The sequence below is a fragment of the Facklamia sp. P12932 genome (assembly GCF_050409545.1).
GTDB lineage: Bacteria > Bacillota > Bacilli > Lactobacillales > Aerococcaceae > Facklamia.
This window is the reverse complement of sequence record NZ_JBNUPG010000016.1, coordinates 1-24,397: the sequence shown is the minus strand read 5'-3', so window position 1 is coordinate 24,397 and position 24,397 is coordinate 1. Positions and strand designations below refer to the sequence as shown.

Annotated in this window: 27 protein-coding genes and 1 pseudogene; 10 read left to right on the top strand and 18 right to left on the bottom strand. The window is 36.9% G+C overall.

All coding sequences use genetic code 11. The annotated features are described in order from the left end of the window. The 10 genes from ACQV2P_RS06860 to ACQV2P_RS06815 all read right to left on the bottom strand — a co-directional run bounded on the left by ACQV2P_RS06860 (nt 1) and on the right by ACQV2P_RS06815 (nt 9,267). Entirely contained in the window at nt 1–816 is an 816-nt protein-coding gene (locus ACQV2P_RS06860; RefSeq protein WP_428882402.1) for a TlyA family RNA methyltransferase, read from the bottom strand. A gap of 10 nt (nt 817–826) precedes the next feature. Beyond that, nucleotides 827–1,708 carry a polyprenyl synthetase family protein gene (locus tag ACQV2P_RS06855; RefSeq protein ID WP_428874286.1) on the bottom strand — a complete coding sequence of 294 codons (882 nt, stop codon included), beginning with the start codon at nt 1,706–1,708 and terminating at the stop codon, nt 827–829. Further along, the gene (locus tag ACQV2P_RS06850) at nt 1,705–1,950 is read right to left on the bottom strand and encodes an exodeoxyribonuclease VII small subunit (protein ID WP_428874285.1); all 246 of its coding nucleotides are present in this window, start codon (nt 1,948–1,950) and stop codon (nt 1,705–1,707) included. Before ACQV2P_RS06850 ends, ACQV2P_RS06855 begins: the two co-directional genes overlap by 4 nt. A gap of 3 nt (nt 1,951–1,953) precedes the next feature. After that, nucleotides 1,954–3,321 (bottom strand): exodeoxyribonuclease VII large subunit, encoded by a 1,368-nt coding sequence (gene xseA, locus ACQV2P_RS06845; protein ID WP_428874284.1) that lies wholly within the window; start codon nt 3,319–3,321, stop codon nt 1,954–1,956. Between the two features lie 126 nt (nt 3,322–3,447). Next, entirely contained in the window at nt 3,448–5,211 is a 1,764-nt protein-coding gene (locus tag ACQV2P_RS06840; protein ID WP_428875301.1) for a DUF1002 domain-containing protein, read from the bottom strand. A 151-nt stretch (nt 5,212–5,362) separates the two neighbouring features. Further along, nucleotides 5,363–5,803, bottom strand: coding sequence for a transcription antitermination factor NusB (gene nusB / locus ACQV2P_RS06835; RefSeq protein ID WP_428874282.1), 441 nt, complete (start codon nt 5,801–5,803; stop codon nt 5,363–5,365). A gap of 1 nt (nt 5,804) precedes the next feature. Then, entirely contained in the window at nt 5,805–6,230 is a 426-nt protein-coding gene (locus ACQV2P_RS06830; RefSeq protein WP_428874281.1) for an Asp23/Gls24 family envelope stress response protein, read from the bottom strand. Between the two features lie 11 nt (nt 6,231–6,241). After that, on the bottom strand, nt 6,242–7,303 hold the full coding sequence (locus ACQV2P_RS06825; RefSeq protein ID WP_428874280.1) for a M24 family metallopeptidase: 1,062 nt from the start codon (nt 7,301–7,303) through the stop codon (nt 6,242–6,244). Nucleotides 7,304–7,343: 40 nt separating this feature from the next. After that, nucleotides 7,344–9,053 (bottom strand): ribonuclease J1, encoded by a 1,710-nt coding sequence (gene rnjA / locus ACQV2P_RS06820; RefSeq protein WP_428874279.1) that lies wholly within the window; start codon nt 9,051–9,053, stop codon nt 7,344–7,346. Nucleotide 9,054: 1 nt separating this feature from the next. Beyond that, nucleotides 9,055–9,267 carry a DNA-directed RNA polymerase subunit epsilon gene (locus ACQV2P_RS06815; protein WP_428874278.1) on the bottom strand — a complete coding sequence of 71 codons (213 nt, stop codon included), beginning with the start codon at nt 9,265–9,267 and terminating at the stop codon, nt 9,055–9,057. Between the two features lie 189 nt (nt 9,268–9,456). Between ACQV2P_RS06815 and comGA the strand changes: the two genes are divergently transcribed. The 8 genes and pseudogenes from comGA to ACQV2P_RS06775 all read left to right on the top strand — a co-directional run bounded on the left by comGA (nt 9,457) and on the right by ACQV2P_RS06775 (nt 13,845). Next, nucleotides 9,457–10,509 carry a competence type IV pilus ATPase ComGA gene (comGA, locus tag ACQV2P_RS06810; RefSeq protein WP_428874277.1) on the top strand — a complete coding sequence of 351 codons (1,053 nt, stop codon included), beginning with the start codon at nt 9,457–9,459 and terminating at the stop codon, nt 10,507–10,509. Continuing rightward, nucleotides 10,487–11,533, top strand: a complete 1,047-nt coding sequence (gene comGB, locus ACQV2P_RS06805; protein WP_428874275.1) for a competence type IV pilus assembly protein ComGB — start codon at nt 10,487–10,489, stop codon at nt 11,531–11,533. Before comGA ends, comGB begins: the two co-directional genes overlap by 23 nt. A 12-nt stretch (nt 11,534–11,545) precedes the next feature. After that, nucleotides 11,546–11,890 carry a competence type IV pilus major pilin ComGC gene (comGC, locus tag ACQV2P_RS06800; RefSeq protein WP_428874273.1) on the top strand — a complete coding sequence of 115 codons (345 nt, stop codon included), beginning with the start codon at nt 11,546–11,548 and terminating at the stop codon, nt 11,888–11,890. Continuing rightward, nucleotides 11,890–12,336 carry a competence type IV pilus minor pilin ComGD gene (gene comGD, locus ACQV2P_RS06795; protein ID WP_428894799.1) on the top strand — a complete coding sequence of 149 codons (447 nt, stop codon included), beginning with the start codon at nt 11,890–11,892 and terminating at the stop codon, nt 12,334–12,336. Before comGC ends, comGD begins: the two co-directional genes overlap by 1 nt. Nucleotides 12,337–12,367: 31 nt before the next feature. Further along, the gene (locus ACQV2P_RS06790; protein ID WP_428875306.1) at nt 12,368–12,661 is read left to right on the top strand and encodes a hypothetical protein; all 294 of its coding nucleotides are present in this window, start codon (nt 12,368–12,370) and stop codon (nt 12,659–12,661) included. Continuing rightward, a pseudogene (locus ACQV2P_RS06785) lies at nt 12,621–12,728 on the top strand (prepilin-type N-terminal cleavage/methylation domain-containing protein); the annotation flags it as partial. The gene ACQV2P_RS06790 and the pseudogene ACQV2P_RS06785, both read left to right, overlap by 41 nt. Nucleotides 12,729–12,737: 9 nt before the next feature. Then, on the top strand, nt 12,738–13,103 hold the full coding sequence (locus ACQV2P_RS06780) for a competence type IV pilus minor pilin ComGF (RefSeq protein WP_428894801.1): 366 nt from the start codon (nt 12,738–12,740) through the stop codon (nt 13,101–13,103). Further along, complete coding sequence (locus ACQV2P_RS06775; RefSeq protein WP_428874270.1) at nt 13,093–13,845, top strand: hypothetical protein; 753 nt, start codon at nt 13,093–13,095, stop codon at nt 13,843–13,845. The genes ACQV2P_RS06780 and ACQV2P_RS06775 overlap by 11 nt, the downstream gene beginning before the upstream one ends. A 51-nt stretch (nt 13,846–13,896) precedes the next feature. Here ACQV2P_RS06775 and smpB read toward each other — a convergent pair whose 3' ends face one another. The 8 genes from smpB to ACQV2P_RS06735 form a co-directional block, all read right to left on the bottom strand. Further along, nucleotides 13,897–14,364, bottom strand: a complete 468-nt coding sequence (gene smpB, locus ACQV2P_RS06770) for an SsrA-binding protein SmpB (RefSeq protein ID WP_428874269.1) — start codon at nt 14,362–14,364, stop codon at nt 13,897–13,899. Between the two features lie 61 nt (nt 14,365–14,425). After that, complete coding sequence (gene rnr / locus ACQV2P_RS06765; protein WP_428874268.1) at nt 14,426–16,774, bottom strand: ribonuclease R; 2,349 nt, start codon at nt 16,772–16,774, stop codon at nt 14,426–14,428. Nucleotides 16,775–16,794: 20 nt separating this feature from the next. Beyond that, a complete protein-coding gene (locus ACQV2P_RS06760) occupies nt 16,795–17,565 on the bottom strand; it encodes an alpha/beta hydrolase (RefSeq protein ID WP_428874267.1) in 771 nt (256 codons plus the stop codon). A gap of 126 nt (nt 17,566–17,691) precedes the next feature. Further along, the gene (gene secG / locus ACQV2P_RS06755) at nt 17,692–17,925 is read right to left on the bottom strand and encodes a preprotein translocase subunit SecG (RefSeq protein WP_090290184.1); all 234 of its coding nucleotides are present in this window, start codon (nt 17,923–17,925) and stop codon (nt 17,692–17,694) included. 164 nt (nt 17,926–18,089) lie between these two features. Beyond that, complete coding sequence (rlmN, locus tag ACQV2P_RS06750) at nt 18,090–19,229, bottom strand: 23S rRNA (adenine(2503)-C(2))-methyltransferase RlmN (RefSeq protein ID WP_428874266.1); 1,140 nt, start codon at nt 19,227–19,229, stop codon at nt 18,090–18,092. Between the two features lie 126 nt (nt 19,230–19,355). Then, nucleotides 19,356–20,639 (bottom strand): dihydroorotase, encoded by a 1,284-nt coding sequence (locus ACQV2P_RS06745; protein WP_428874265.1) that lies wholly within the window; start codon nt 20,637–20,639, stop codon nt 19,356–19,358. Between the two features lie 10 nt (nt 20,640–20,649). Continuing rightward, entirely contained in the window at nt 20,650–21,570 is a 921-nt protein-coding gene (locus tag ACQV2P_RS06740) for an aspartate carbamoyltransferase catalytic subunit (RefSeq protein ID WP_428874264.1), read from the bottom strand. A 4-nt stretch (nt 21,571–21,574) separates the two neighbouring features. Beyond that, complete coding sequence (locus ACQV2P_RS06735) at nt 21,575–22,498, bottom strand: dihydroorotate oxidase (RefSeq protein WP_428874263.1); 924 nt, start codon at nt 22,496–22,498, stop codon at nt 21,575–21,577. 679 nt (nt 22,499–23,177) lie between these two features. Here ACQV2P_RS06735 and ACQV2P_RS06730 point away from each other — a divergent pair. After that, nucleotides 23,178–23,807, top strand: a complete 630-nt coding sequence (locus ACQV2P_RS06730; RefSeq protein WP_428875312.1) for a hypothetical protein — start codon at nt 23,178–23,180, stop codon at nt 23,805–23,807. Further along, entirely contained in the window at nt 23,786–24,121 is a 336-nt protein-coding gene (locus ACQV2P_RS06725) for a hypothetical protein (protein WP_428894798.1), read from the top strand. The genes ACQV2P_RS06730 and ACQV2P_RS06725 overlap by 22 nt, the downstream gene beginning before the upstream one ends. Nucleotides 24,122–24,397 lie beyond the last annotated feature (276 nt).

Below are 24,397 nucleotides of genomic sequence, written 5' to 3'. Positions count from 1 at the left end.
TTATTCAAAAGCTTGATGGCTCTCCTCCACAATTTTTGCGATGGCAATTGTTGAGTGGCTTTGATTATCTACTTGCCTAGCATTGATTAAATGCACTAAATATTCAATATTCCCTTCGCCTCCTGTAATTGGCGAATAGGTAAGCTCTTTAATAACAAAGCCAATTTTACTAATAAAGGCTAATACTTCTTCAAGGACCTCTTGATGAACTGCTGGGTCTTTTATGACACCCTTTTTACCAATCCGACTAGGTCCTGCTTCAAATTGTGGTTTAATCAAGGCAATAACAGAACCATCTTTTTTTAGAATCGGCTGTAATGGTGGCAAAATTAAAGCTAAAGAAATAAAAGAGACATCAATTGTTGCTATTGTTGGCTGTCCTTTTGTAAAATCTTCGAAGCGAGCATAGCGAAAGTTTTGCCGTTCCATTACGACTACTCTAGGATCTTGTCTTAATGAATAAGCTAATTGATTGTAACCTACATCTAAAGCATAAGATAAGCGTGCGCCATTTTGTAAAGCCACATCGGTAAATCCTCCTGTTGAAGCACCGATATCTAAAAGTAGATGGTCTGTAATATCAATATTGAAAGAAGATAAGGCTCTTTCTAACTTTAATCCCCCACGCGATACATAAGGGAAAGGTTTCCCTTTCAGATAGAGCTCGCGATCAATCGGTATTTTTTCACCTGGTTTATCATAGCGCTGATCGTTTTGATCATAGATTTTTCCTGACATAACCAGACGGCGTGCTTGTTCACGTGAGTGAGTAATTCCTGCTTGGACCACTAGCTTATCGACTCGTTCTTTTTTCATTCATTACTCCTTATAGGTGTTTTTCAAGAGGTGATAGAAAGTTATCTAACTGTTTGAAAGATTTATGGCTAAGCTTTTCTAAATCGTTTAAAGCTTTTCTTGCTAACTTGATTTCTTCAATCAAACTCGCTTTAGCTTGTCCTACTCCTAAAAGACTAGGATAAGTTGATTTATGATTGATAATATCTGAGTAAGTTAAGCTATCCACTTCTTCATTCAAGTCTATGACATCTTTTAGATCATTATGAATTTGATACGCAACACCGTAGTGCTGTCCAAAAGTAATCATTAGATCGCTTTCAGCTTGATCAGCCTCTAAAATAATTGTAGCTGCTTTCATAGCAAATATAAATAAAAGGCCAGTTTTCATCAAATGAATTTGTTGTAACTGCTCAATGTCTATCGTTTTATTTTCTGCCTTAATGTCATAAAGCTGTCCAGCAACCATTCCAGATGAACCTGCAGCATGAGCCAATTCTCTGATCAGAGCGACCTTCTGATGGGCTTGCAAGCTTTCATCTTTAGATAAAATTGCGAAAGCATCCGCTTGAAGGGCATCACCAGCTAAGATTGCTGTGGCTTCATCAAACCTAACGTGAGAGGTTGGTTGGCCTCTTCGCAGCTTATCATCATCCATGGCTGGTAAGTCATCATGGATTAAAGAATAAGTATGGATAAATTCTAAAGCAATGGCTGTTAACATAGCCTGATCAATTTTCTTTTTGTTAAAAATCGCAATAGTTGTCAGTAAAAGTAAGGGTCTTAATCTCTTTCCACCGCTATTAAGCGAGTAGACCATTGGCTTCACCATTTCTAAAGGTGAATTTAAAGAGATAACTTGCTCTTGCAAAGCCTGTTCAAATTTGGAACGTAAGGGCCCACCTAATATCATTCTGTTTTATTCTCCTCATCTAAAGGCTGTAATCCCGATTCAGTCATCATTTTGGTAACTGTCGCTTCGGCTTCCGTTAATTCTTCTTGGCAATGCTGACTTAATGAAATTCCTTTTTGAAAGGCTTGTAAGGCATCTTGAAGTGGTAGTGTCCCTCTTTCTAATTGTTGAACAATTTCTTCTAACTCTTGTAAAGCTTGTTCAAAACTAATGGTTGATTCTACTGTTTTATTTTCTGTCATCGATTAATCCTCCCTATCTATTGGCTCATTTTTATCGAGTGATTCTACTAAAACATTCGCACGCCCCTTATATAATTGGATATTTAAACGGTCTCCTTCAGTTAATTGATGACTTGAAGTTACTTGTTGACCTTCTTTTTCAACTAAAGAATATCCTCTTGCCATTATTTTCAGCGGACTATATGCATCTAATAAGGCACTTGCCTTCATGTGCCTATCGTATTTTCTTCTTAAATAATCATTGAAGGAGCGTTGTAAACTTAGTTGAAGTGTCCCTAATTTTTCTTGACGGTAGCTAATTTGTTGTTGAGGATTATAAGCATATACAGCCTGTTTTAGTTGATTGATTTTTTGTTTTTGGCGTGAAAAATATTGTTCTTGACGCATTTTCAATCGTTCATTTAAATGCATAACACTCTGCACGTAGGATTGGTACAGTCTTTCTGGCTGAGTAAGAACATATGATCGAGCAGATCTTGCCAGACGCTCTTGAGACCATTCTAAGCGCCCTCGAAAAGCATTTATTAATCGTACTTGTTGCTGGCTAATCGTCATTAAAACTTCTTGCAGCACAGGAACAGATAGTTCCGCTGCAGCAGTCGGAGTTGGAGCTCTTAAATCAGCCACTAAATCAGCAATCGTAGTATCGGTTTCATGGCCAATCGAAGATATTACTGGCAAGGGACATGCAAGAATAGCATGGGCAACTCCTTCATCGTTAAAACACCATAAGTCCTCAATCGAACCACCTCCGCGTGCTAAGATAACACCATCGAAAGAAATAGTGCTTTCTTCTAGCCGCTTAAATGACGCAACAATTTCTTTAGCCGCTTCCTTACCTTGAACTTTAGTAGGAAAGACAACAATTTCGACAATTGGATAACGACGTTGAACAGTCGTAATAATGTCACGTATGACAGAACCCGATGGGCTAGTTATCACTGCTAGTCGTTTAGGATATTTACATATTTTTCTCTTGGGACGATCAAAAAGTCCCTGGGCTTTCATTTTTTCTTTTAATTGTTCAAGTGCTAGGTATAAAGAGCCAATTCCATCAGGCTCAATATTTTCAACATAAAGTTGATACCTTCCTCCACCTTCATAAACTCCTACTCTAGCCGTTACAAAAACTTTCATGCCTTCTTCTAATTGGAATTTTAAACGGTGAAATTGACTCTTGAACATAATCGCATTAATTTGGACTTGGCCTTCTTTTAAAGAAAAATATTGATGAGAATTAGGACGATAACGATAGTTAGAAATCTCTCCCAAGACTCTAATCCTTTGAATATGCGGGTCACGATCAAATTTTTGACTGATATATTTTGATAAGGCTCCTACCGTGATATAGTTCTTTTGATCTTGGGTCACTCCATCACCTCTCTTGATATCATTCTTTTCTATTTTAGCACAATCTAATTCAGAGAACTAGAAAACAAAAAGAACCAGGCAATCATTGACCCTGGTTCTTTTTATAGCTTAAGACCATCTATCAGTTTACACTGGATCGACACTCTCTGTCTCTTCAGTTGGAACTGTCTCATCCACGCTTTCTTCACTTGGTGCTTCTTCCTCAAGAAGTTCTTCTGTTGGCTCTTCTGCAGGGGTTTGAGTTTCTACAGAATCAACTGGCTCTTCAACCATTTCTTCTAAAGTTGTTTCTTCTTCAGTGGATTCAACTGGTGTGTAACCAGGAATCCTATAATCAACTGGGATTTTATTAGCAATATAATTATTTTCAACATTGACACCATAAACAGCATTGAAATCATAGGTATCCTGATTTAATGGCACAGCTTCCATGGATACTGGGTCAACTTCACTAATTACTCCAGTTTCTAAATCGTATTCAAAACGTGCTACTGTGGTGATCTTAGTAGAGCTATCTTCTGCTACAGATAGACTAATTACTTTATCGTCTTGCTCAATGTCAGTATAGGTATAAACTTGTGGAGCAAATCCAGTAGCGTTAGCTATTAACTGAATTATCTCAGCTAAGGATGCATCAGAACTTTCAAGATTTTCAGCTTCTTGTAATTTAGCCATCCACAGATCTTTGATTGGTTGGAATTCAAAGCCTTCATTTTCAGCCGCTGCTTTTAAATCTCCTTCAAAAGAAGCTGTATATTGATAAAGCAATTCTCTAAAATTATCTAACTCTGCTTTCGTTTCAACTGTAAGCTCTGGTTGGATGGCTTCAATGATAAAGGTATGGGCATAGATATCATCTACACGGATCCCCTGATCGACTGCTTGCTTGAAACGATTGTATAAAGCAGGTAAAATTTCGTGATACTTTTCAGTATCAGAAAAATCAGGTGTTTCTACTGCTTTAATTTCATCAATAGTCATTTTAGGCTCTAGTTGAGCAAGAATATTGTCCCATTTTTTGTCTTCGATTGATGCATCTAGTTGTTGAACAGTGTCTTCATTAGCAGCAGCATCGGTCTGGGCAAAATCATTGGCATATTGCTCTAATTCTTGCTTCGTTTGATTAGAAATCTCTACATCGGTAGCAACTGAATTATCGACAACATTGCCATCGCCTTCAATATTAGTGTTATTAATAACATTATTTACAACTGTGTTTACAATTTCAGTCGAGTTTACTTGACCATTATTTTGAACTTGAGCAGCAACTTCTTTCTTAATTTCAGCAATAATTACGTTTACTTGTGCATCGGTTAACCCTGTTTCAGTCTTAACATTATTTACGACAGAAATTTCTTTTTGTGCCGTTTGCATGTCATGCTGCTTAACTTCTACACCTTGTGACTCTAATAGAGCGTATAAGCCAGTAAGTGCCCCCTCACCCGTTACAGGTAAAAAACTACCAATTTTTAATAAAGCATTTTGAGCCCCTGCAGTAATAGCTGCATTTTGATAGGTTGTCGCTGAAACAGCAGTGATATTTTCAGGCGTTACAATTTGAACTTTAATTCCTGTACCAGGTGCTTGAGGCTTAATATATACGGACGAGTATACATCTGTTGAAGCATCTGATCCAATGTTTAAATAGCGATCAATCATCACACCGTCAACATAAATTGTATTCTCAGGAGTTACCTGATTAGCGCCTAATAATTGAATGGTTTGTTGGGCTTGTTGTGAATTTAAAGTCGCTCCTAAAGCTAATTTTTCTACTTGCAAAGTTTGCTCAGCCTGTTCAACTGCCATAGCTGATTGGCTAATCAAAGGCATACTGGCTGGAAAAGTTGTTAAAGCAGCTAAAGCAAGTAGTAAAACTTTTTGTTTTTTCATAATTTTATGCTCCTTTTAAATTAATATGATGACACTTTGATTATATCCATCCTAAAATACTTATACAAGTTATACCCATTTCTTTAATAAATTCTTATAAGAAAAAAGCCAGAAAAAGAATAATTTCTTCACATTCTTCTTCTGGCGCCATTTAGATTTGGTTAGCTAAAAGTTTAGCGAGAACACCTGAGATAAATTGTCGTGATCGATCATCTGAAAAAGTCTTAGATAATTCAATCGCTTCGTCAACCGCTACTTTGGCTGGAACTTTCTCTTCGTCAATGAAGAGCACTTCAAAAAAAGCTAAGCGTAAAATGGTTAGATCAATACTTGCTATTCTATCAAGAGTCCAAGATTGGCTGAGATATTGTTTAATCATATCATCTAACGCCAACTGATTGTCTCTTACTCCTCTAACTAAGGTTATTAGATAAGAATCTATCTCACCTGAGTATCCCTTCTCAGGATCATTACCGGCTTCTAAAGCGAATTCTACAGCATCCTCACTTTGAAACTGGTCACTAGCAATTACTAATTGATATAAACTCTGGACTGCTTTTTCTCTTAGCTGATGACGTGATAATTTTTTCATCCTATTCTCCGATTTCTTTTTCGCTATTCCCAATAGTTTTTAACTCTGAATTCATTTTTGGTTCTGTATCAATCGATTGGACATGAACATTCACTTCACTGACGATAAGATCTGTCATGTATAGAATTTGTTCTTTAACACGTTCTTGAATAGCAGCGGCTATAACTGGAACTGTTTTACCGTAAGCAATGCTTACATTAATATCAATCGAAATACGGTCTTCAATTTGACGCATTTTAGCATTAACACCTGATCCTTGAATACGCAAAAATTTTCCTGCTTCTTTTTTTTGTGATGAACTAAGTACACCATCAATTTCTGAAGCAGCTTTGGCTGCAATGTCTTCCAAGACACCCATCGTAATATTAATTTCGCCTAAGTATTGTTCGCTGAGAGATTCAAATGCGACAGTTTGTTTATTTAACATCCTTTAGCCTCCTATATAATTATTAATTCTTTGGGACTACGGTTGATTGGTATTACACGATCTGCTTGCACAATTAAATCATCTTCAATGCGAACACCACCGATACCTGGTAAGTAAATACCGGGTTCATCAGTAATTACCATGTTCGTCTCTAAAACCGCTTCAGAACGACTAGAGACTGCAGGTTCTTCATGGACATTTAAACCGACACCGTGGCCAGTAGAGTGACCAAAGTACTCACCATAGCCTTTTTCCGTAATATAATCACGAGCTATCGCATCTACTTCCTTACCAGTCATGCCAGCTTTAGCCTCTCTGATTACGCGTTGATGTGCTTCAAGTACAATTTCATAGACTTCTTTCATTTTATCTGATATCGATCCTACCGCAATCGTACGAGTCATGTCAGACGAATAACCTTTATAGTAGCAACCAAAGTCTAGCGTCACAATATCGCCATCTTCAATCACTTTTTCACTCGCTACACCGTGAGGCATGGCAGAGCGTTCACCTGAAGCGACAATAGTATCAAAAGACATGCCTGTTGATCCTTTATCCTTAAGAAAAGCTTCTAACTCATTAGCAACCTGAATTTCAGTTACACCAGGTTTAATAAAGGTTAAGATATGTTCAAACGCTTGATCGGTAATTTCACATGCTTGTCGAATGGTCTCAAGTTCCGATTCATCTTTAATTAAGCGAATTTTTTCGATTAACCCTTGACTTGCTTTAATATCTGCTGCAAATAGATCTTTAATTTTTAGATATTGACTGACATTCATATTATCTGCTTCTATGGCTAGTGTTTGAACCTTTTCTTGATCGATTAAGTTTTTAACTTCTTGATCTACTCCGTTTTGATGGATAACAACTGTTGCAGACTTAACTTGATGACTAGCTTGAGTATTGTAACGGAAATCGGTAATAAAGAAGGCCTTATCTTGAGTTACAAATACGGCACCAGCCGAGCCGGTAAAGCCGGTTAAATATCTTATATTTAACATATCCGTTACATAGATTGCATCGAATTTTTGTTCTTTAAGTGATTGACGTAATTTGTTGATTCTATACATATGATCGCTCCTTTACTTGTTTTAACTCTAATACTAACTACTACTTCGTTTGATGAGGTCTTACCCCTTTATTAATATCTAATAAAATCGGCATAATCATCGGATTTCTCTGCGTCTTCTGATAAATAGCCGGTTCTAATTGACTGAGCAATAGATCTCGCACGCTCCGTTCATTTATATTAGCGCCTGACTCATTTAAGCCGCGGTTGATAATTGCGCGCGCCTTATTTTGAATATCATTGATCAGGTCTGCTGATTCTCGCATGTAAATAAAGCCTCGAGACATAATATCCGGTCCGGCAATCAATTGTTTAGCTTCAAAGTCAATAGTAGCTGAAACAATGATTAGTCCTTCTTCTGACAGAGCTTTACGGTCTCTCAGTACAATGTTACCAATATCACCAATACCATTACCATCGACATATACATCCTGAGCAGGAAAGCGTCCTGCTACACGAGCAGAGTCGGCAGTAAGAGCTAGAACATCGCCATTAGACATAATAAAGCAATTTTCTTTTGGAATCCCAGTCATCTGAGCTAATTCCGATTGGATTTTTAACATGCGATATTCCCCATGAACTGGCATGAAATATTTAGGCTTCATTAAACGGTGCATTAATAATTGCTCTTGCTGACCACCGTGACCAGAAGTATGAATATTATTGACCTTTCCATGAATCACTTTGGCACCTTGCTCGCTTAATTGATTGATGACACGGTTAACACTCATAGTATTTCCTGGAATAGGTGAAGAAGAGAAAATAACGGTATCATTAGGTTGAAGCGAAATTTGTCGGTGCGTACCATTAGCGATACGGCTTAAAGCTGCCATTGGCTCCCCTTGTGAACCAGTACATAGAATTAAAATCTTATTAGCAGGATATTTATTAATATCTCTTGGTTCAATGAAAATATCTGCCCCTTTGTCATCCACATAACCTAATTCTCTAGCTGTCTTAATGGAAGATTCCATCGAACGACCGAAAACAATTATCTTACGACCTGTCTCATAGGCTGTCATTACGACTTGTTGCAATCGAGACACATTGGATGCGAAAGTAGCGAAAATAACGCGTCCTTCTTCTTTTTGGATAATGTTGCGAATCGAACGGCCGACAATTTTTTCTGAATTAGTAAAGGTTGGTACTTCGGCATTTGTTGAATCACCTAGTAATAATAGGACTCCTTCTTCACCAATTCGTGCCATCTTATGTAAGTCGGCTGGTTTGCCTACCGGTGTGAAATCGAACTTATAATCTCCTGTAAAGACAATATTTCCAGGAGGTGTTTTAACTACCACACCATATGCTTCTGGAATGGAGTGAGTTGTTAGATAAAAACTAACGCTTGTTTTACGGAAACGGATCACAGAATCTTCATCAATTTCATGAATTTCTGCATCACGCAACAGTCCACGTTCTTGTAATTTATTACGAATTAAAGCTGAGGCTAACTTGCCAGCATAGATAGGCACGTTTATCTCTTTCAATAAGAATGGAATTCCACCTATATGGTCTTCGTGACCGTGAGAGATAATAACTCCCTTAATCTTATTACGATTTTGTAATAGGTATTGATAATCAGGAATGACATAGTCAATACCTAACAATTCGTCTTCTGGGAACATCACACCAGAATCCATAATGATAATTTCATCTTGAAATTGGACGCCATACATATTCTTACCAACTTCATTTAAACCGCCTAAGGCAAATACGCCTACTTCATTATTTTTAATATTTACTGACATCTTAGAACTCCACCAACTTAAAGCCTGCTTGTTCTTTTTCATATGCCAAATGCGCCTCATCTAAGGCTTGGACATATTGGATGTTGTAAGATGTATTTTGAGTCACTTTTTCAATCGCTTCTACGCGATTTTCTGCTTCAAGATAAAGGGAAAGTGTCCTTTCTCTTGTTGGAACTTGATCTTTACTTTCTTGGTACATTACTTTAAAAATCATGTAATAAAACTCCTTTATTATTTTTTATTTCAACTGGTGGGTGAGCTAAACACTCGTTGTCAATTTATTCTATCATACTTTCATATATAGGTATAGTTAGACACTGAGACGCTTATTTGAGAAAAAATATAAGCACCCTTTTAACCTTTATCTTGTATTTATCATTAGACTAATCAAAAGGGTGAGTTGATGATCGAAGAACTTTCTAAATCATTGATTAACGAGGCCATCAGTTTGTTGGCTTCCGATATTCATTTCATGCCAATAATTGATAACTATCAAATCTTCTTTCGAGTCAATGGTCAACTCCACTTCCACAAAAATGTCCCTTTAAGTCTAGGAAGAAAAATAATCGCTCATTATAAATTTTTAGCCAATATGGATGTCGGTGAAAAAAGACGGCCCCAATCAGGTGCTTGTCCGTTTAAGATCTCAGAAGAACAAACGATTGAATTAAGATTGTCCACTATTACTAACGTCAACCTCATAGAGTCCTTAGTGGTTCGAGTGATTTTTAGTAAAATTCATAATTTTCAACAAATCAACAGCTACTTTCCCAATCAAATTGACCGCATTCGGAAATTAATTAGAAGAAAATCAGGGATGATTTTAATTTCTGGCCCAGTCAATTCAGGTAAAACCACGACGATCTATCAACTTTTAAGAGAAAGAATGAATGAAGAAAAGTTACAAATTATTACTATGGAGGACCCTGTAGAAATCAAAGAAGCTTCTTTTTTACAAACGCAGGTAAATGAAAAAATAGGTATTTCTTATGACCTGCTGATTAAATCATCACTCAGACATCATCCCGATATTCTTTTTATTGGAGAAATTCGGGATGAGGAGACGGCGCGTATGACTTTAAGAGGTGCATTAACCGGGCATTTGATGATTGCAACGATCCATGCTAAAGATACTTTCGGAGTGATTGCGCGTCTTAAAGAGTTAACCATTAGTGAGCAACAATTAAAACAATCTCTCATTGGTGTCATCTCACAAAGACTAGTGCCTCGCTTTTGTCCTTTTTGTAAAAGTAGTGTTCAAGTATCCTGCAATCATATTCCTAAAAAATTTCACCGAGCCGCTTTGTTCGAAATATTAGATGGCCAACAATTGAAAGAATATTTGAATCATTTTAATTTACCTTTAAACTTCTCGCCCCTTAATCACCAACTAAGAAAGGCATGGGCCTATGGATACATCACTAAAAAAGAGTATGAACACTTTGAAGTTCTTTAATAAAGAAAAATTGCTCTTTAATCAAGAGGAAAAAATATATTTTTTACAGGTTTTAGCTGAAATGCTTGATGAAGGTTTCTCAATTTATCAAAGTCTGCAATTTATGAAAATACTATTACCTAAAAGAATTTTAATTATTAATCAAATGCTGGAAAAATTAAATGTAGGACAAAGCTTTGATCAAGTTCTTTTAAATTATGGGTATTCAAACCGAATTGCCGCTCAATTATTTTTTGCTCAAAGACAAGGCCGATTTATTCAAGCGCTTTTTGAAATTGTAAACCATTTAAAAAAGATTAGAAGCTATCAAAAAAAATTAATAAAAACACTTATCTATCCCTGTTTTTTAATGCTTTTTCTCTCCTGCTTATTGTTTGCAATGAGACATTGGATGCTTCCACATATTTTATCCTTCATCGATCAAGAAATTTTAAAAACTCATTTATTAGCTCGTTATTTACTCATTCTCTTTACCTTTCTTCCACAAATTAGCATCAGCTTTTTAGCAGTCATTTTAATTATTTACTTAGCTATTGATTTTTATTTATTAAGACTCCCTGTTATTAACAGATTTCAACACTTAGTTAAGATACCTCTCTTTGGAAAGCTAATTAGGAAATATGTATCCTATCGTCTAGCTGATGAACTTTCATATTTTTACGCAGCTGGCTTTTCCATGCAAGAGACACTAGATCTTTTAATCTCATATCCCATTGATCCCTTAATCAGTGAAATAGCTGATTATCTGCAGCAACAATTTTTGGCTGGGAGCGAGTTGAGCGATTCATTAGAAAACATGGGTATTTTCACTAAAACACTTAGTTTAGTCATATATCAGGGTGAACTAACCAGTCAGACCGGTCAAAAATGTAAGCTTTATGCTAAAAAAATATTTGAGGAGGTGATCGAAGATCTTAATAAGAAGCTCACTTTAGTGCAACCCATACTGTTTTTAATTATCGCTATTATTGTAATGGCCATGTACCTTGTTCTAATGTTGCCGATGTTAACCATGGAGATATGAAAAGGAGCTATTATGAAAGAAAGAACCATCAGAAAAGTCAAGTCTTGTCAAATATTAAAGTCTAAAAGAGCGTTCACACTTATCGAAATGCTAATTGTTCTTATTATTGTTTCACTATTAATGGCTATTATTATTCCCAATGTTTCTGGCCAAAAAGATCGTATTGACCAACAAGCAGTTGAAAATATCACAGAGATTGTTGAAACTCAAGCGGATGCCTATTATCTAGTAGAGGATACCCAAGAGCCTTTAAGCTTAGAAACTTTGGTTGCTGAAGGTTACCTCACTCAAAAGCAAGCAGACGAAGCGACTGAGAGAATTGAAGCTGAAGTCCTCAGTCAAATACTGACCCCTTAATGAAATCAAAAAATCAATCAGCCTTTACCCTAATCGAAGCTTTGTGCGTACTTTCAATTTTTAGTATATTGATGATTTTGCTAATTGCTTTACCCTATCAACAATTAAAAGCTGATTATCAGACAAAAGTTTTTAAAGACCAACTGAAGAGTCAGCTACATTTAGCTCAAGATAAAGCAATTATTGATCAAGATCCAGTTCAGATTGTCTTTAGTAAAAGAGGAGTAGTCTACTTCTGGCAAGTAGAATCCCGCAAAAATTTTAGTCAACTCAAACTCCCTAAACATTTAAATTTACTTAGTTCTTTTTCTTTTTATTACTTAAGTAGTGGTCGTATTAATGATTTTGAAACTGTTTACTTTGAAAATGCAGAAGGCGATAATTTTGAGCTTGTTTTTCAACTAGGAAGTGGTCAATTTGTTTTTAAGGAGCAAAAAGGGAAGTAGTCTAATTGAAGCATTAGTAGGTTTATTGATCTTGTCTTGGATTTTGAGCTTTTATTTACCCAGTTTTAACCAAGAATTAAGGACTTTTAAACAATTAAAATCAGAAAATAATGAATGGCAATTATTTTATCAACTGGCGGACATTCAACTTTCTGATTTAGATTCAATAAAAAAAGAGACACTTATTCAATCTACAATGGAAAGTTACCAATTATTATTTTCAGTCGAGGTTGATGATTTTTCATGCGACACTAATTCCTGTCAAATAGAGTTTAAGAGAGGGAGTGCCTATCAGATTGAAATTCAAGCTATTCAAACCTTATAAACAGTCAAAATGGGCCTTCACTTTAATTGAGTGCCTTATTACACTCTCTATTGTTGCTTTAATAATGAACACTCTCATGATAAGTGTTTCACATTACCGCAAATTAGATGAAAATATGCGGCAAGATCGTTCGCTAGATTGGCAGCACTTCACACTGATGATGGAAAGTGAATTTGATCATTTTTTAATTATAGGTGTCTCTGAACAAGAAATAAATCTTTGTCTCAAAGAGGATTACTATGAACAGAGCGCAGTCATTTTAAGAAATCAAAAGATTTATCGCAGACCCGGACATCACCCTTACCTCTTTCAAGTAAAATCTTGGCATCTAAATTCCGAAAAACCTTTTATAACAATCTCCGTGGAGCTAACCAATGGTCAAATCTTCTCACATACCTTTCATACTGATTACATAAGAACGGAAGATTTTGATGAAACATAAAAAAGGGCTTATCCTACCAATGGTATTATGTTTTATGATGTTAAGCCAAGTTATATACTTAGGAGTCATTCAACTTAATGCTCTCCAAAGACAAAGAATCCACCAGTCAAATAATTATTACCAATTACAAATTCAAACTCTTTTAACAGATTTTAACCTGCGTCCTGTTCTCCAAGACCAATGGACAAAAAGCATAGAAGAATCTATTCAAAGAGAATGCCAACTTCTACAAAAAGAAAGCTTAAATGACTTGGGCCTGTTTACAAGTGATTCCTTAATTCAAACAGTCAACTTAATCGAAGTTGATACTTTAGACATTGAGTCTTTACTTTTACTCTATAAAACGCTTATTTTTATAGAATATCCATCCAATTTTGAGTCAAGCTTTTCAATAATAGAAGCTGATGGCGAATGGTTAGCTAATGGCCAAGTGACTCTTTTTCCTAATTCTTCTAAGGAAAGCTCTTTTGATGCTAGTCAAATATTCCTCAGTTCGCAAGGCTATCGGCTAAACAAACAACTTACTAAACAAAAAGAATCGCAATGGGTAGGAACCATTGAAAAAGAGTTTCAGATTGAATTTAATTCAGGAACAAGTAAGGTTTTAAGTTCTAGGGACGAATTAATTTTCGACTCAAGGCTTTCTTCTGGTGAGTCATTCGAAAAGAAACAAGACTTACCTCAACTAAATTACCTCCTCCAATGGCATGGGAATCTTTATCAGGATTCTAAGGCCAGTTAACGAAGAAACAGCAAGCATTCTCAAATCCTCCAGAGTGCTTGCTGTTTTAATTTATCTTACTTTGAGAGCCCGATCAATATCTCGCTTAGCTTGTTGTTCTTTGAGCGCCTGTCGCTTATCATAGTGATGTTTACCACGTGCAACTCCTATTAATAGCTTAGCTCGACCCCTAACTAAATAAACCTTTAGGGGAACAATGGTCATTCCCTTCTGACGCGTTGCTTGGTCCATATCCACTATTTCCTTATGGTGTAATAATAACTTTCGATCTCTTAAAGGATCATGATTAAATAAATTACCATGGTCATAAGGACTTATATGAACATTCTTTACCCAGGCTTGGCCCCCATAGATTGAAATAAAGCCATCTTGAATATTTATTTTTCCTGCTCGAATGGATTTAATTTCTGTTCCTTTGAGGACTAAACCCGCTTCATAAGTATCAATAATCTCATAATCATGTCTGGCCTTTCGATTTTGGGCCAGTGGTTTATCGTGTACTGCTTTATTATTTGCCATAAAATCTCCTTGCTAGTGCTAGGAGTCTATTTTACATCACCTACTAGCATCTGATGGACTCCTAGTATTTCTTTTTCTTAGTTCTTTTTGCTTTCTTAAAGTTTCCCTTAGCAGAAATTTTTTTACCTGCTAAATTTTTACCCATTTTAGGATTCGCTTTATTTAATTTGTTTTGTCTGTTCGATTTATTCTTTTTCTTATTTTTTTTTGAAGATTGAATGATTTTTGGATCGATACCTTCTACTGCTTCTGCTTCAATTAGCTTAAAATCAATTTGTCGATCTTCGATACTGACATTACCAACCTCTATTTTAACCCTTTGCCCGATTCTAAAGATTTTATGTGTCCGCTCACCAATCAACAGCATGTGTTCTGGATTAAAATGATAATAGTCATCATCTAAATTTTGAATAGAGACAAGTCCTTCTACTGTATTGGGAAGCGCTACAAAAATTCCAAAAGAGGTAACCGATGAAATAGTTCCCCAGAAACTTTCTCCAACTTTATCCATCATATACTCAGCCTTCTTGAGAGCATCAGTTTCTCTTTCTGCATCAACCGCCCGGCGCTCCATTTTAGAAGCATGAGTCGCTATAGCTGGCAGTTGATCTTCTAACTTAGAAATCTCCTTATTTGAAGGATTGCCTAATAAATATTGACTAATTAGACGGTGAACAATCAAATCAGGATAACGGCGTATTGGCGAAGTGAAATGTGTATAGTCTTCTGCTGCTAAACCAAAGTGACCTGCTGCTTCATCTGAATACTTGGCTTGTTGCATCGACCTTAGCATCATAGTTGAAACAGCTTGTTCGTAATCTTCACCCTTGACCTGTTTAAGCGCCTCTTGCAAGGCCCTCGGTGCCATATCTTCAGTATTTCCCCTAAGAATGACCCCAAAACTTGAGATGAATTCCGCAAAACGGTCTATTTTATTAGAGTCTGGCTGCTCATGAATTCGATAGATAAAGGGTAGCTGCTTAGCTAAATAATCTTTGGCCACCGTTTCATTAGCAGCTAGCATAAAGGATTCAATTAAGCGTTCACTAGTAAACCTCTCACGTAAAACAATCTCTGTCGGGTGTCCTTTTTCGTCTACCAAAATCTTGGCTTCAGGCGCATCAAAATCGAGTGCTCCTCTATGTCGACGCATCTGATAGAGAATATCATGTAACTCAGCCATGTCCTCCAACATAGGAACAATTTCTTGATAATCTTGTCTTAAAGTTGGATCACCATCTAAAATAGCATTCACATCTGAATAGGTCATCCGATAGGATGAATGAATGACTGATTTGAAAATGCGATGCTTAATTACTTGCCCTTGATTATTAATCACCATCTCACAAGTTAGACTTAAGCGATCCTCATGAGGATTCAAAGAACAAATACCGTTAGACAATCTTTGCGGTAACATAGGGACCACGCGATCTGTCAAATAAACAGATGTTCCTCGCTCATAAGCTTCGCGATCAATAGCAGTGTCTGGTCTTACATAATGCGATACATCGGCAATATGGACACCTAATTGGTACTCTTTATCCGAAATTTTTTCTAAACTGATGGCATCATCTAAATCCTTGGCATCTGCTCCATCAATTGTAATGATTAATTGATCACGTAAATCCTTACGTCCTTGGATTTCTTCAGATTTAATTGTTTGCTCTACGGCTTCAGATTCTTTGACCACCTCTTTTGGAAATTCGTGCGGAATACCAAATTGGAAGAGAACGGCTAGTATATCAACACCTGGAGCGTCTTTATGGCCAATTTCTTTAGTCACAAGGCCTACCATTTCATTGGGCTTATGGCTATCTGGGTATTCAGCGATTTCTACAATACAAATAGTGTGATTAGCTGGATGAATACCATCTGGACGAATGAAAATTTTAGTCTCATCTGGAAATTCGCCTTGAGGCTTAATGTATCCTACATAGCCTGTGGTTTCACGTTCTTCTTGATTAAAACCATAAAACTCGCCAACTAACTGACTAACTTTACGGTCTATTACTTCAAGCACTTGAGCTTCCGAACCTTTGCCTGTTGTAGGATTAACATGTTTAACGATTCGAACACGGACTGTGTCTCCTTCCATGGCTCCTCCGTTTTTACCTCTAGGCACGAAGAAATCACTTTCACCTTCTTCATGAGATACAAAGCCAAAGCCTTTTTCATTCGCTCTGTATACTCCTATAACTTCTTCGTTTGAAGAAAAAGCTTTAAAATGGCCCTCAGATGTTAATTGAATTTCGCCAATTCTTTCCAAAAAGGCTAAAGCTTTAATTAATTTTTTATAATTTTTGGTTCCGCGATAATTAAAATGTTGGGAAAGCTGTTCCACCGAAAAGGAATCCTCTTTATTCCCTTGTAAAAAAACAATAATGTCTTTTTCTAGTCTAGATAAACTCAAATTTATTCTCCTCTCTCACCCTAAAAGGGTTGGGTCACTTGCTTGATGAAATCTAAAACTGATTTTTCAAAAGCCTTACGATCACGGTTTGTAGGAATGGAATGTGTATTATGTGGGAAATAATGAAAATCAATGCGTGCATTTACCAAATGATCTTGTAATAAATAAGAATCATCTGGCTCAATTAATTCATCTTGGCCTGATTGAGCGATATAAAAAGGCACCTTAACATTCACCAACTGTGAAGCGATTTCTTCTTTAATTTCTTCTAATTCTTTCATTTGTTGCCAATGGCCTGCCAATATATCATCAAACTCTTCCACAAATGTCTCTGTATCATGTCGTTGACTGGCCAAAAATTTACCTAAATGCATAAATGAGTTGGAAATATTGATCGGTTCCTCAGTCATAACCGGCGCATTAAAGATTCCTCCACCACTTCCTTGAAAATCTTTCTGAGAAATAATATCTGTAGCCATAACTCCACCTAATGAAAGACCAAAGACTAAAAGGTGCTCAAATTTTTGTCCTAGCATCCAATGATAAGCATCATTGGCTTCTTGACGCCAAATATTTGGAGAAAAATCCAAAACTGATTTGATGTCTTGTGTATCATGACCACTAAATTGTGGCACTAATACGTTATAGCCTTGGCGATTCAATAGCCTTCCTAATAGGTTCATATCACGTGTTGATCCCGTATAAGCGTGGAAGAGTAGGATCCCTACCTTCTTATCTTGACCTTCTAAATAAACCGCCTTATCAAATGGAACATTCATCACACTTTTCACTCCTAACCTCTTATTATCATTGTATCTAAACCTTGTTGGAAACTAAAGAAATTCCTCTGTTTCTAAATAAATACGCACATGTGGCCTAATGAGCCGACATGTGCGTCTATTCAAAATCTTTAACGATTATTTAGCCGATAAGTAAGCTAAAGCTAAGGCAATGACAAAGAACAGCACGCCTAAAACGGTTGTAGCACGAATTAAAAAGGCTTCAAAGCCACGTGCTTTTGATTTAACAGAGCCATCGTCTCCTCCACCTGTTAAAGTTGAAGCAGCATTACTCTTAGATGGTTGCATAATAACTAATAAAATAATCAAAATAGATACTACAATTAATGAAATCATTAAAGCGTTATACATAGTTGCCCTCCTTTATATGGACTATCTAGGAAATTATATCATACTTTCTTAAGAATGTGATAGACATCTCCGGAACTTTTAATATTAAAAGTAAAAGCCCTTAAAAACACGACCAAAGATCTTCGTTTTTGAGGGCTTATTTTAATCGCTTTAAGATTACTTTATCATTGATTATTAGACTCATTTGCCTTTGCAGCTTTACGTGCTTGTGAAAATTGACGGATTTCTTCTTTAGTCTTTTTAGCAGTTTTAGCTCTTCTTTGACGTTCGTATTGAGACCGTAACTGCCCACAAGCCGCTTCGATTTCTGTTCCGTGTTCTTTACGAACAACACAATTAACCTTGTTTTTCATTAAAATATCAAAGAATTGCGCAATATTTTCAGCCTTAGAACGCCGGAAAGAATTTTCTGCAACCGGATTATAAGGAATCAAATTAACATAAGCTAATTTCAGCATCGGTTTCAACAGATTTGCCAATTCTTTAGCATGTTGAGGTGTATCATTGACACCATCAATCATAATGTATTCGAAAGTTACCCGGCGATTGGTTTTTTCAATATATTCATAAATAGCATCAAATAATTCTTCAATGGGATATTCTCGGTTAATCTTCATAATCGAAGAACGAGTCTCATTGTTAGGGGCATGGAGGGAAACTGCTAGATTGACTTGTAAACCTTCATCAGCAAATTCACGAATTTTTGGTGCTAAGCCAGAAGTTGAGACAGTAATATGACGTGCCCCAATAGCTAGTCCCTTATCTGAATTCACAATTCTTAAGAATTTCATCACGTTATCATAGTTATCAAAAGGCTCACCTATACCCATAACCACAATATGCGAAACCTTTTCTCCTTGACCTAATTGGTCCAAGTGTCGTTGAACGTACATGATTTGAGCGACTATCTCACCTGTTTCTAGATCTCTTACTTTGGGTATCAAACCCGAAGCACAGAACTTACAGCCAATATTACAGCCAATTTGCGTTGTGACACACACTGAAATACCATAATGATGATACATTAAAACCGTCTCAATCATTGATTTATCTTGTAATTCAAACAAAAATTTAGTGGTTTTATCTTGGGCTTTCTGTACAATTTTTGCCCTTAAGGGAGAAAAAATAAATTCCTCGGATAAAGGTTCTAAAATCGTTTTGGGGATATTAGTCATCTCTTCGTAGGACGCCACATGGTGACGGTAAAGCCATTGCCAGATTTGATCTGCCCGGTATGGCTTTTCTCCTCTTTGAGCTAGCCATTCGATTAGATCGTCTAGGGTCAAACTATCTATTGATTTCACTGATAAAACTCCTCTATTTATTAAAAACTTCATGTTCAGTTTAGCACAAACAAAAGAGCCTGTCTTTATTTTATTTCCATTCTAAAGAATAGCCATTAGCCTCTAGCAAAAATTCATGAGATATTCTTACGCCTGATAAACAAGATGGCCCTGATAAATAGTTGCTAAGGTTTTACCTTTAACTTGCCAACCTACAAAGGGTGTATTGGTCGATTTAGAAGCAAATTCCTTTGGATCGATTGGATATTCATGGTCAATGTCGAAAATAGCTAGGTCAGCAATAGACCCCACAGTAAGATCGGAAGCTGGTATATTAAAGATTTTAGCTGGTTCCCATGCCATCCAATTGATTAACTGTTCTAAACTACAAATTCCTCGTTCAACAAGATAAGTATACAGCAAAGCGAAAGCAGTTTCTGATCCCACAATACCAAAAGGTGCTTTAAGCATACTCTGATTCTTTTCTTCTGCCATGTGCGGAGCGTGGTCGGTTGCTATACAATCAATCGTTCCATCTAGTAGACCTTGAATTAAGGCTGCTTGATCCGCGCGACTTCTTAATGGTGGATTCATCTTCCAATTGCCATCATCAGTTGGAATATCTTCATCACACAAGAGAAGATGGTGGGGACAAACTTCACAAGTTACTTTTACGCCCTCAGCTTTGGCAGCGCGAATAACCGCTACACTTTCTTTAGTTGAAACGTGACAGACATGGTAGTGGCAGTTTGCCTCTTTAGCCAAAATACAATCTCTGGCAATCTGACTGGATTCAGTCGCAGAGTATATTCCTGGTAAACCTAACTTTTCACTTACCTTCCCCTTATGCATGACCCCTCCAAAAAGCAAAGAATTATCTTCAGTATGGGCCACAATTGGTCGGTCTAATTGCTCAGCCATTTGCATAGCTTGAAGCATTAAACCAGCTGTTTGAACGCCCTTGCCATCATTGGTAAAGGCAACAGCTCCTGCTTGTGTTAAAGCAGGAAAATCAACCAATTCTTTTTCGGAAGTAATTTCTAGTGAAATCGGTGCATACTGATGTACTTTGATGCAAGCTTCTTGCTCGTTTAATTGCATCAAAGCTGTAAAATCTGCTAGATTATCTGGAACTGGATTTAGATTTGGCATTGCACAAACTTGTGTATAACCGCCTCGAGCCGCTGCTTTTGAGCCGGTTTCAATGGTTTCTTTTCCTTCGAAACCAGGCTGACGAAAATGAACATGCAAATCAATTAGCCCCGGAGTAATTAAACCGTTTTGACCATCAAAAATTTTAAGCTCTTCATGAGATAATTCATTCAACAGATCTAGACCAATCGCGTTAATCTTTTGGTCTTTAATTAAAAGCTCTACTGCTTGAAATCCACCTTGACGATTTAGCATTCGCACATTCTTAATTAATAACATCTTTTCCCCCCTACTTTCCGTTCATAACTGCTTCAATAATTGACATACGCATAAATACACCATTTTTCATTTGTTCAGCTATTACAGATCTTTCTGACATGACTAATTCATCAGCAATTTCTACCCCTCGATTGACCGGTGCAGGGTGCATAATAATTGCATGGTCTTGCATGCGACTGGCTCTTTCGGTATTTAAACCGTATAAACGATGATAGGTTTCCGCTTCGAAACTATCTGGCTGGTCATGGCGTTCTAATTGAACTCTTAAGAGCATTAAGACATCGACTTCTCCAATCAATTCATCAATGGGTAGATAGCTTCCGAAATGATCAAAGGTTTCATCATACCACTCTTCTGGTCCTGAAAAATATAGTTCAGCTCCTAAACGAGATAAAATTTCAGCGTTAGAATGAGCAACACGAGAGTGACTGAGGTCTCCTACGATTGCTATTTTCAAACCAATAAAACGTTGGAATTTTTCATAAATGGTCATCAAGTCGAGCATACACTGTGTAGGATGCTGAGAGGCCCCATCCCCACCATTAATAATTGACAAATTCAAGTGCGGTGATTTCATCAACGGCTCGAAGTAATTTTCTTCGCGAGTACGTACCACAACTGTATCTACCCCTAAAGATTCAAGTGTAATTAAAGTGTCTAAGAGGGTTTCTCCTTTGGAAAGTGAAGATGTTTTAGCATCAAAAGCAATAACCGGCATACCTAACTTTTTCTCAGCCATTTCAAAAGAAAGGTGCGTTCTTGTCGAATTTTCCAAAAAAACATTACAAACAAAGTGTCCTGGATACTGTGGTAATAGTGAGCGATCAAGGTTTTTAAATTCGATGGCTCGATGAATTAGTTTCATTACCATACCTGAATTTAGTTTCTTGGTTGATTCAAAATGCTTAAAAACTAAGTTGTGATTACTCATTATTTTATCCCTCCATGTACTGTAATTTACCGCGGTAATCTTCTATTTTTTGATAGCCATAAGATGTCATTTCAGCCTTTAATTCTTGATTCAATCGCTCAAAAATTTGTGGTCCTTCTTCCATCAAAGCTGTTCCTACTTGAACCATTGAAGCTCCACAAAGAATGTGTTCAAAAGCATCACGCCCACTTGCAACGCCCCCTGTCCCAATAATGGCTATGGAGTCATTTAGACGCTGGTAGAAGGCATGTACATTAGCCAGAGCCGTTGCTTTAATTGCGGCTCCTCCAATCCCTCCAAAGCCTTGCTTTGGTTTGATTGCAACAGTTTGATCTTGAATCCACAAACCATTACCAATTGAATTGACTGAATTGACAAAAGAAAGCGGAAATTGATTCAAGATTGCGGCCACTTGATCAAAGTGAACCAGATCAAAATAAGGAGGTAATTTTACTCCTAGTGGTTTGTTTACAAAACTAAACACTTCTGTCAAAATCTCGTGCATGAGTTCAAAATCATAGGCTGTCTGGGGTTTGCCGACTACATTTGGGCAGGACAGGTTTAATTCGATCAAGCCATTGAATGAAGCATCTTGTACTTTATGCAAAACTTGGTAGATTTCCTCTTTAGAAAGGCCCGTTACCGACAAGAAAAGATCTGAACGATCTAACTCAGAAAGATAGTCTAGATAATAATCAATCCCTAAATTCGGTAAGCCCATCGAATTGATTGAACCGTGAAGATTCCCCACATAGCGTGGCTCAGGATTACCCTTTCTCGCTTGACTAGTAGCTGTTTTGGTAACAAAAGTAGCAGCTTGAGAGTCTAAAATTTCATTTAGCTCTTCTCTTGTTTGGCAATGAACCCCGGCGGCATTCATTAAACAGGATTTAAAATGTTGATTGGCAATTTGGGTCGTAAGCGTCATTTCATACTTCCTTTCATAAGTTGAATTCGCTTAGTTTTAACCAAAAAAGAGGTCAGTAACGAAAAACCGTTACTGACCTCTTGCGCACATAAAAGGATATCCCATTAGAGAGAGTTTCTCCAATGAACTATTCAAATAAATCTTTCATGTATCTCGTACACGGTTAAAGACTAATAAAATTTTTCCTTATTATAGCCCGACCATTCAAAAAAATCAAGACTTTATTAAAAATAATCGACTCTTTTGTTAAACGTAAATGATAATGTCTCAAGAGAACACAAATCAAAATGTCCCATTTCTGAGTTATACTTCTTTCAGGGGTAGTTAGATGAAAGTTTGATTAACAATGTTCGAGCAAAGAAAATATGCTGTCATTCAATCGGTTGCACAGGGCCGAAAATCAAAAGCCAAAGACCAAGTGGAGCTCGGTTTATCGCGTCGCTCAATAAACGACGATTAACTGTCTATAAAACCTATGTTAAATTAGGCTTTCAACATGGAAATGTTAATCACTCCCCAATTAATAAAATAAGTCAAACAATTGAAAAAAGATTATCCATTTGTACCAAACTGTCTATGAAGGGTTCAATTTTAAACACTTCTGTGAAAAATTAAAGGCGTGTGAACAGATTCAAATTTTCGAATCGACTCTTCCAAATATCATGAAAAACATCAGACAGTGTCTCCTAAAGCGCGAAGACAAACACGTCGTCAGCCAAGACAAGCTCTCGAACAAAAAATTGAAGCCAAAGGAACACTCTCTCAACGGGATAAGGCGCTCTCTCAAACGGTAATTACTCTTTCTCCTGAAAAGGCTCACCTGGTATGTCCACGTAAAAAATATGCTGGCGATCCCCTTCAAATGGATGCTTCACAACACCAGTGGTTTGAAGGAGATACTTCCTATTATCATCTTCACACTACTATTGATGACGCGATGGGAAGGGGTGTTGGAGCTTCGTTTGATACGCAAGAAACCCTCAATGGCTATTCTGAAGTTACTCAACAATTTCTTACAAAATATGGCATACCTTATGAAATTTTGACAGATAATCGATCGATTTTTGATCAAAGAGGGACACAACGCAAAGAGGCCTCTTTGTCCGAAGCTATCGAACAAAAGGCCTCCACTCAATTTGGATATGCGTGTCAGACGCATGGTATTCAATTAAGTTCCACTTCAATTCTGCAAACCAAAGGACCTATTGAGCGACTCTTCGGTATGTTTCAAGACCGTCTTTTCAATGAGATGAAGCTTGCAAATATCCAAACCATTCAAGAAGCCAATTGCTATCTCCCATCCATTTAGAGACGTTTAATAATCAAATTGCCCTCTCAATTAAGCCTAGCATAACCGCCTTTGAAAGACTAGCTAAGGGTATGAATTTAGATCCTATTCTCGCACGCTTTAATTGGTGTCGTATTCAAGCTAAGCATGCCATTCAGTATCAAAAGCATTGTTATCGTCTCATTGATCAGCAAGCTAAGCCCGTCTATTTGAATAAAAAGACAAAAGTGTTGGTGATTGAAAGCCGTAAACAAGAATTGTTTGCCTCTTACAAAGATCAACTCTATGCATTGGAAGAAATTCATCGGCATAAGTCGGTCAGTGAAAATCTATAAGAGCAAGCGATAATTGAACAAGCTAAACCTTCTATCCCACCTCTGTCTCATCCGTAGAAAGCAGCTTCCTATCAACCGTATTTATATAAAATGAAGACAAGAAGAGGCAACCAAGCAAAGCCCGGTAGGACTTTCGATCAATTCTTACTTGTACCCAAATTAATCAAAATTTCGGGACATAATCGCTTGGGGTTGACAGTCTTTCTTCAAGAAAAATAATCTTGTTAGACGATAATACATATGTGACATAAAACAAATAAAAATAGGGAGCTTCTG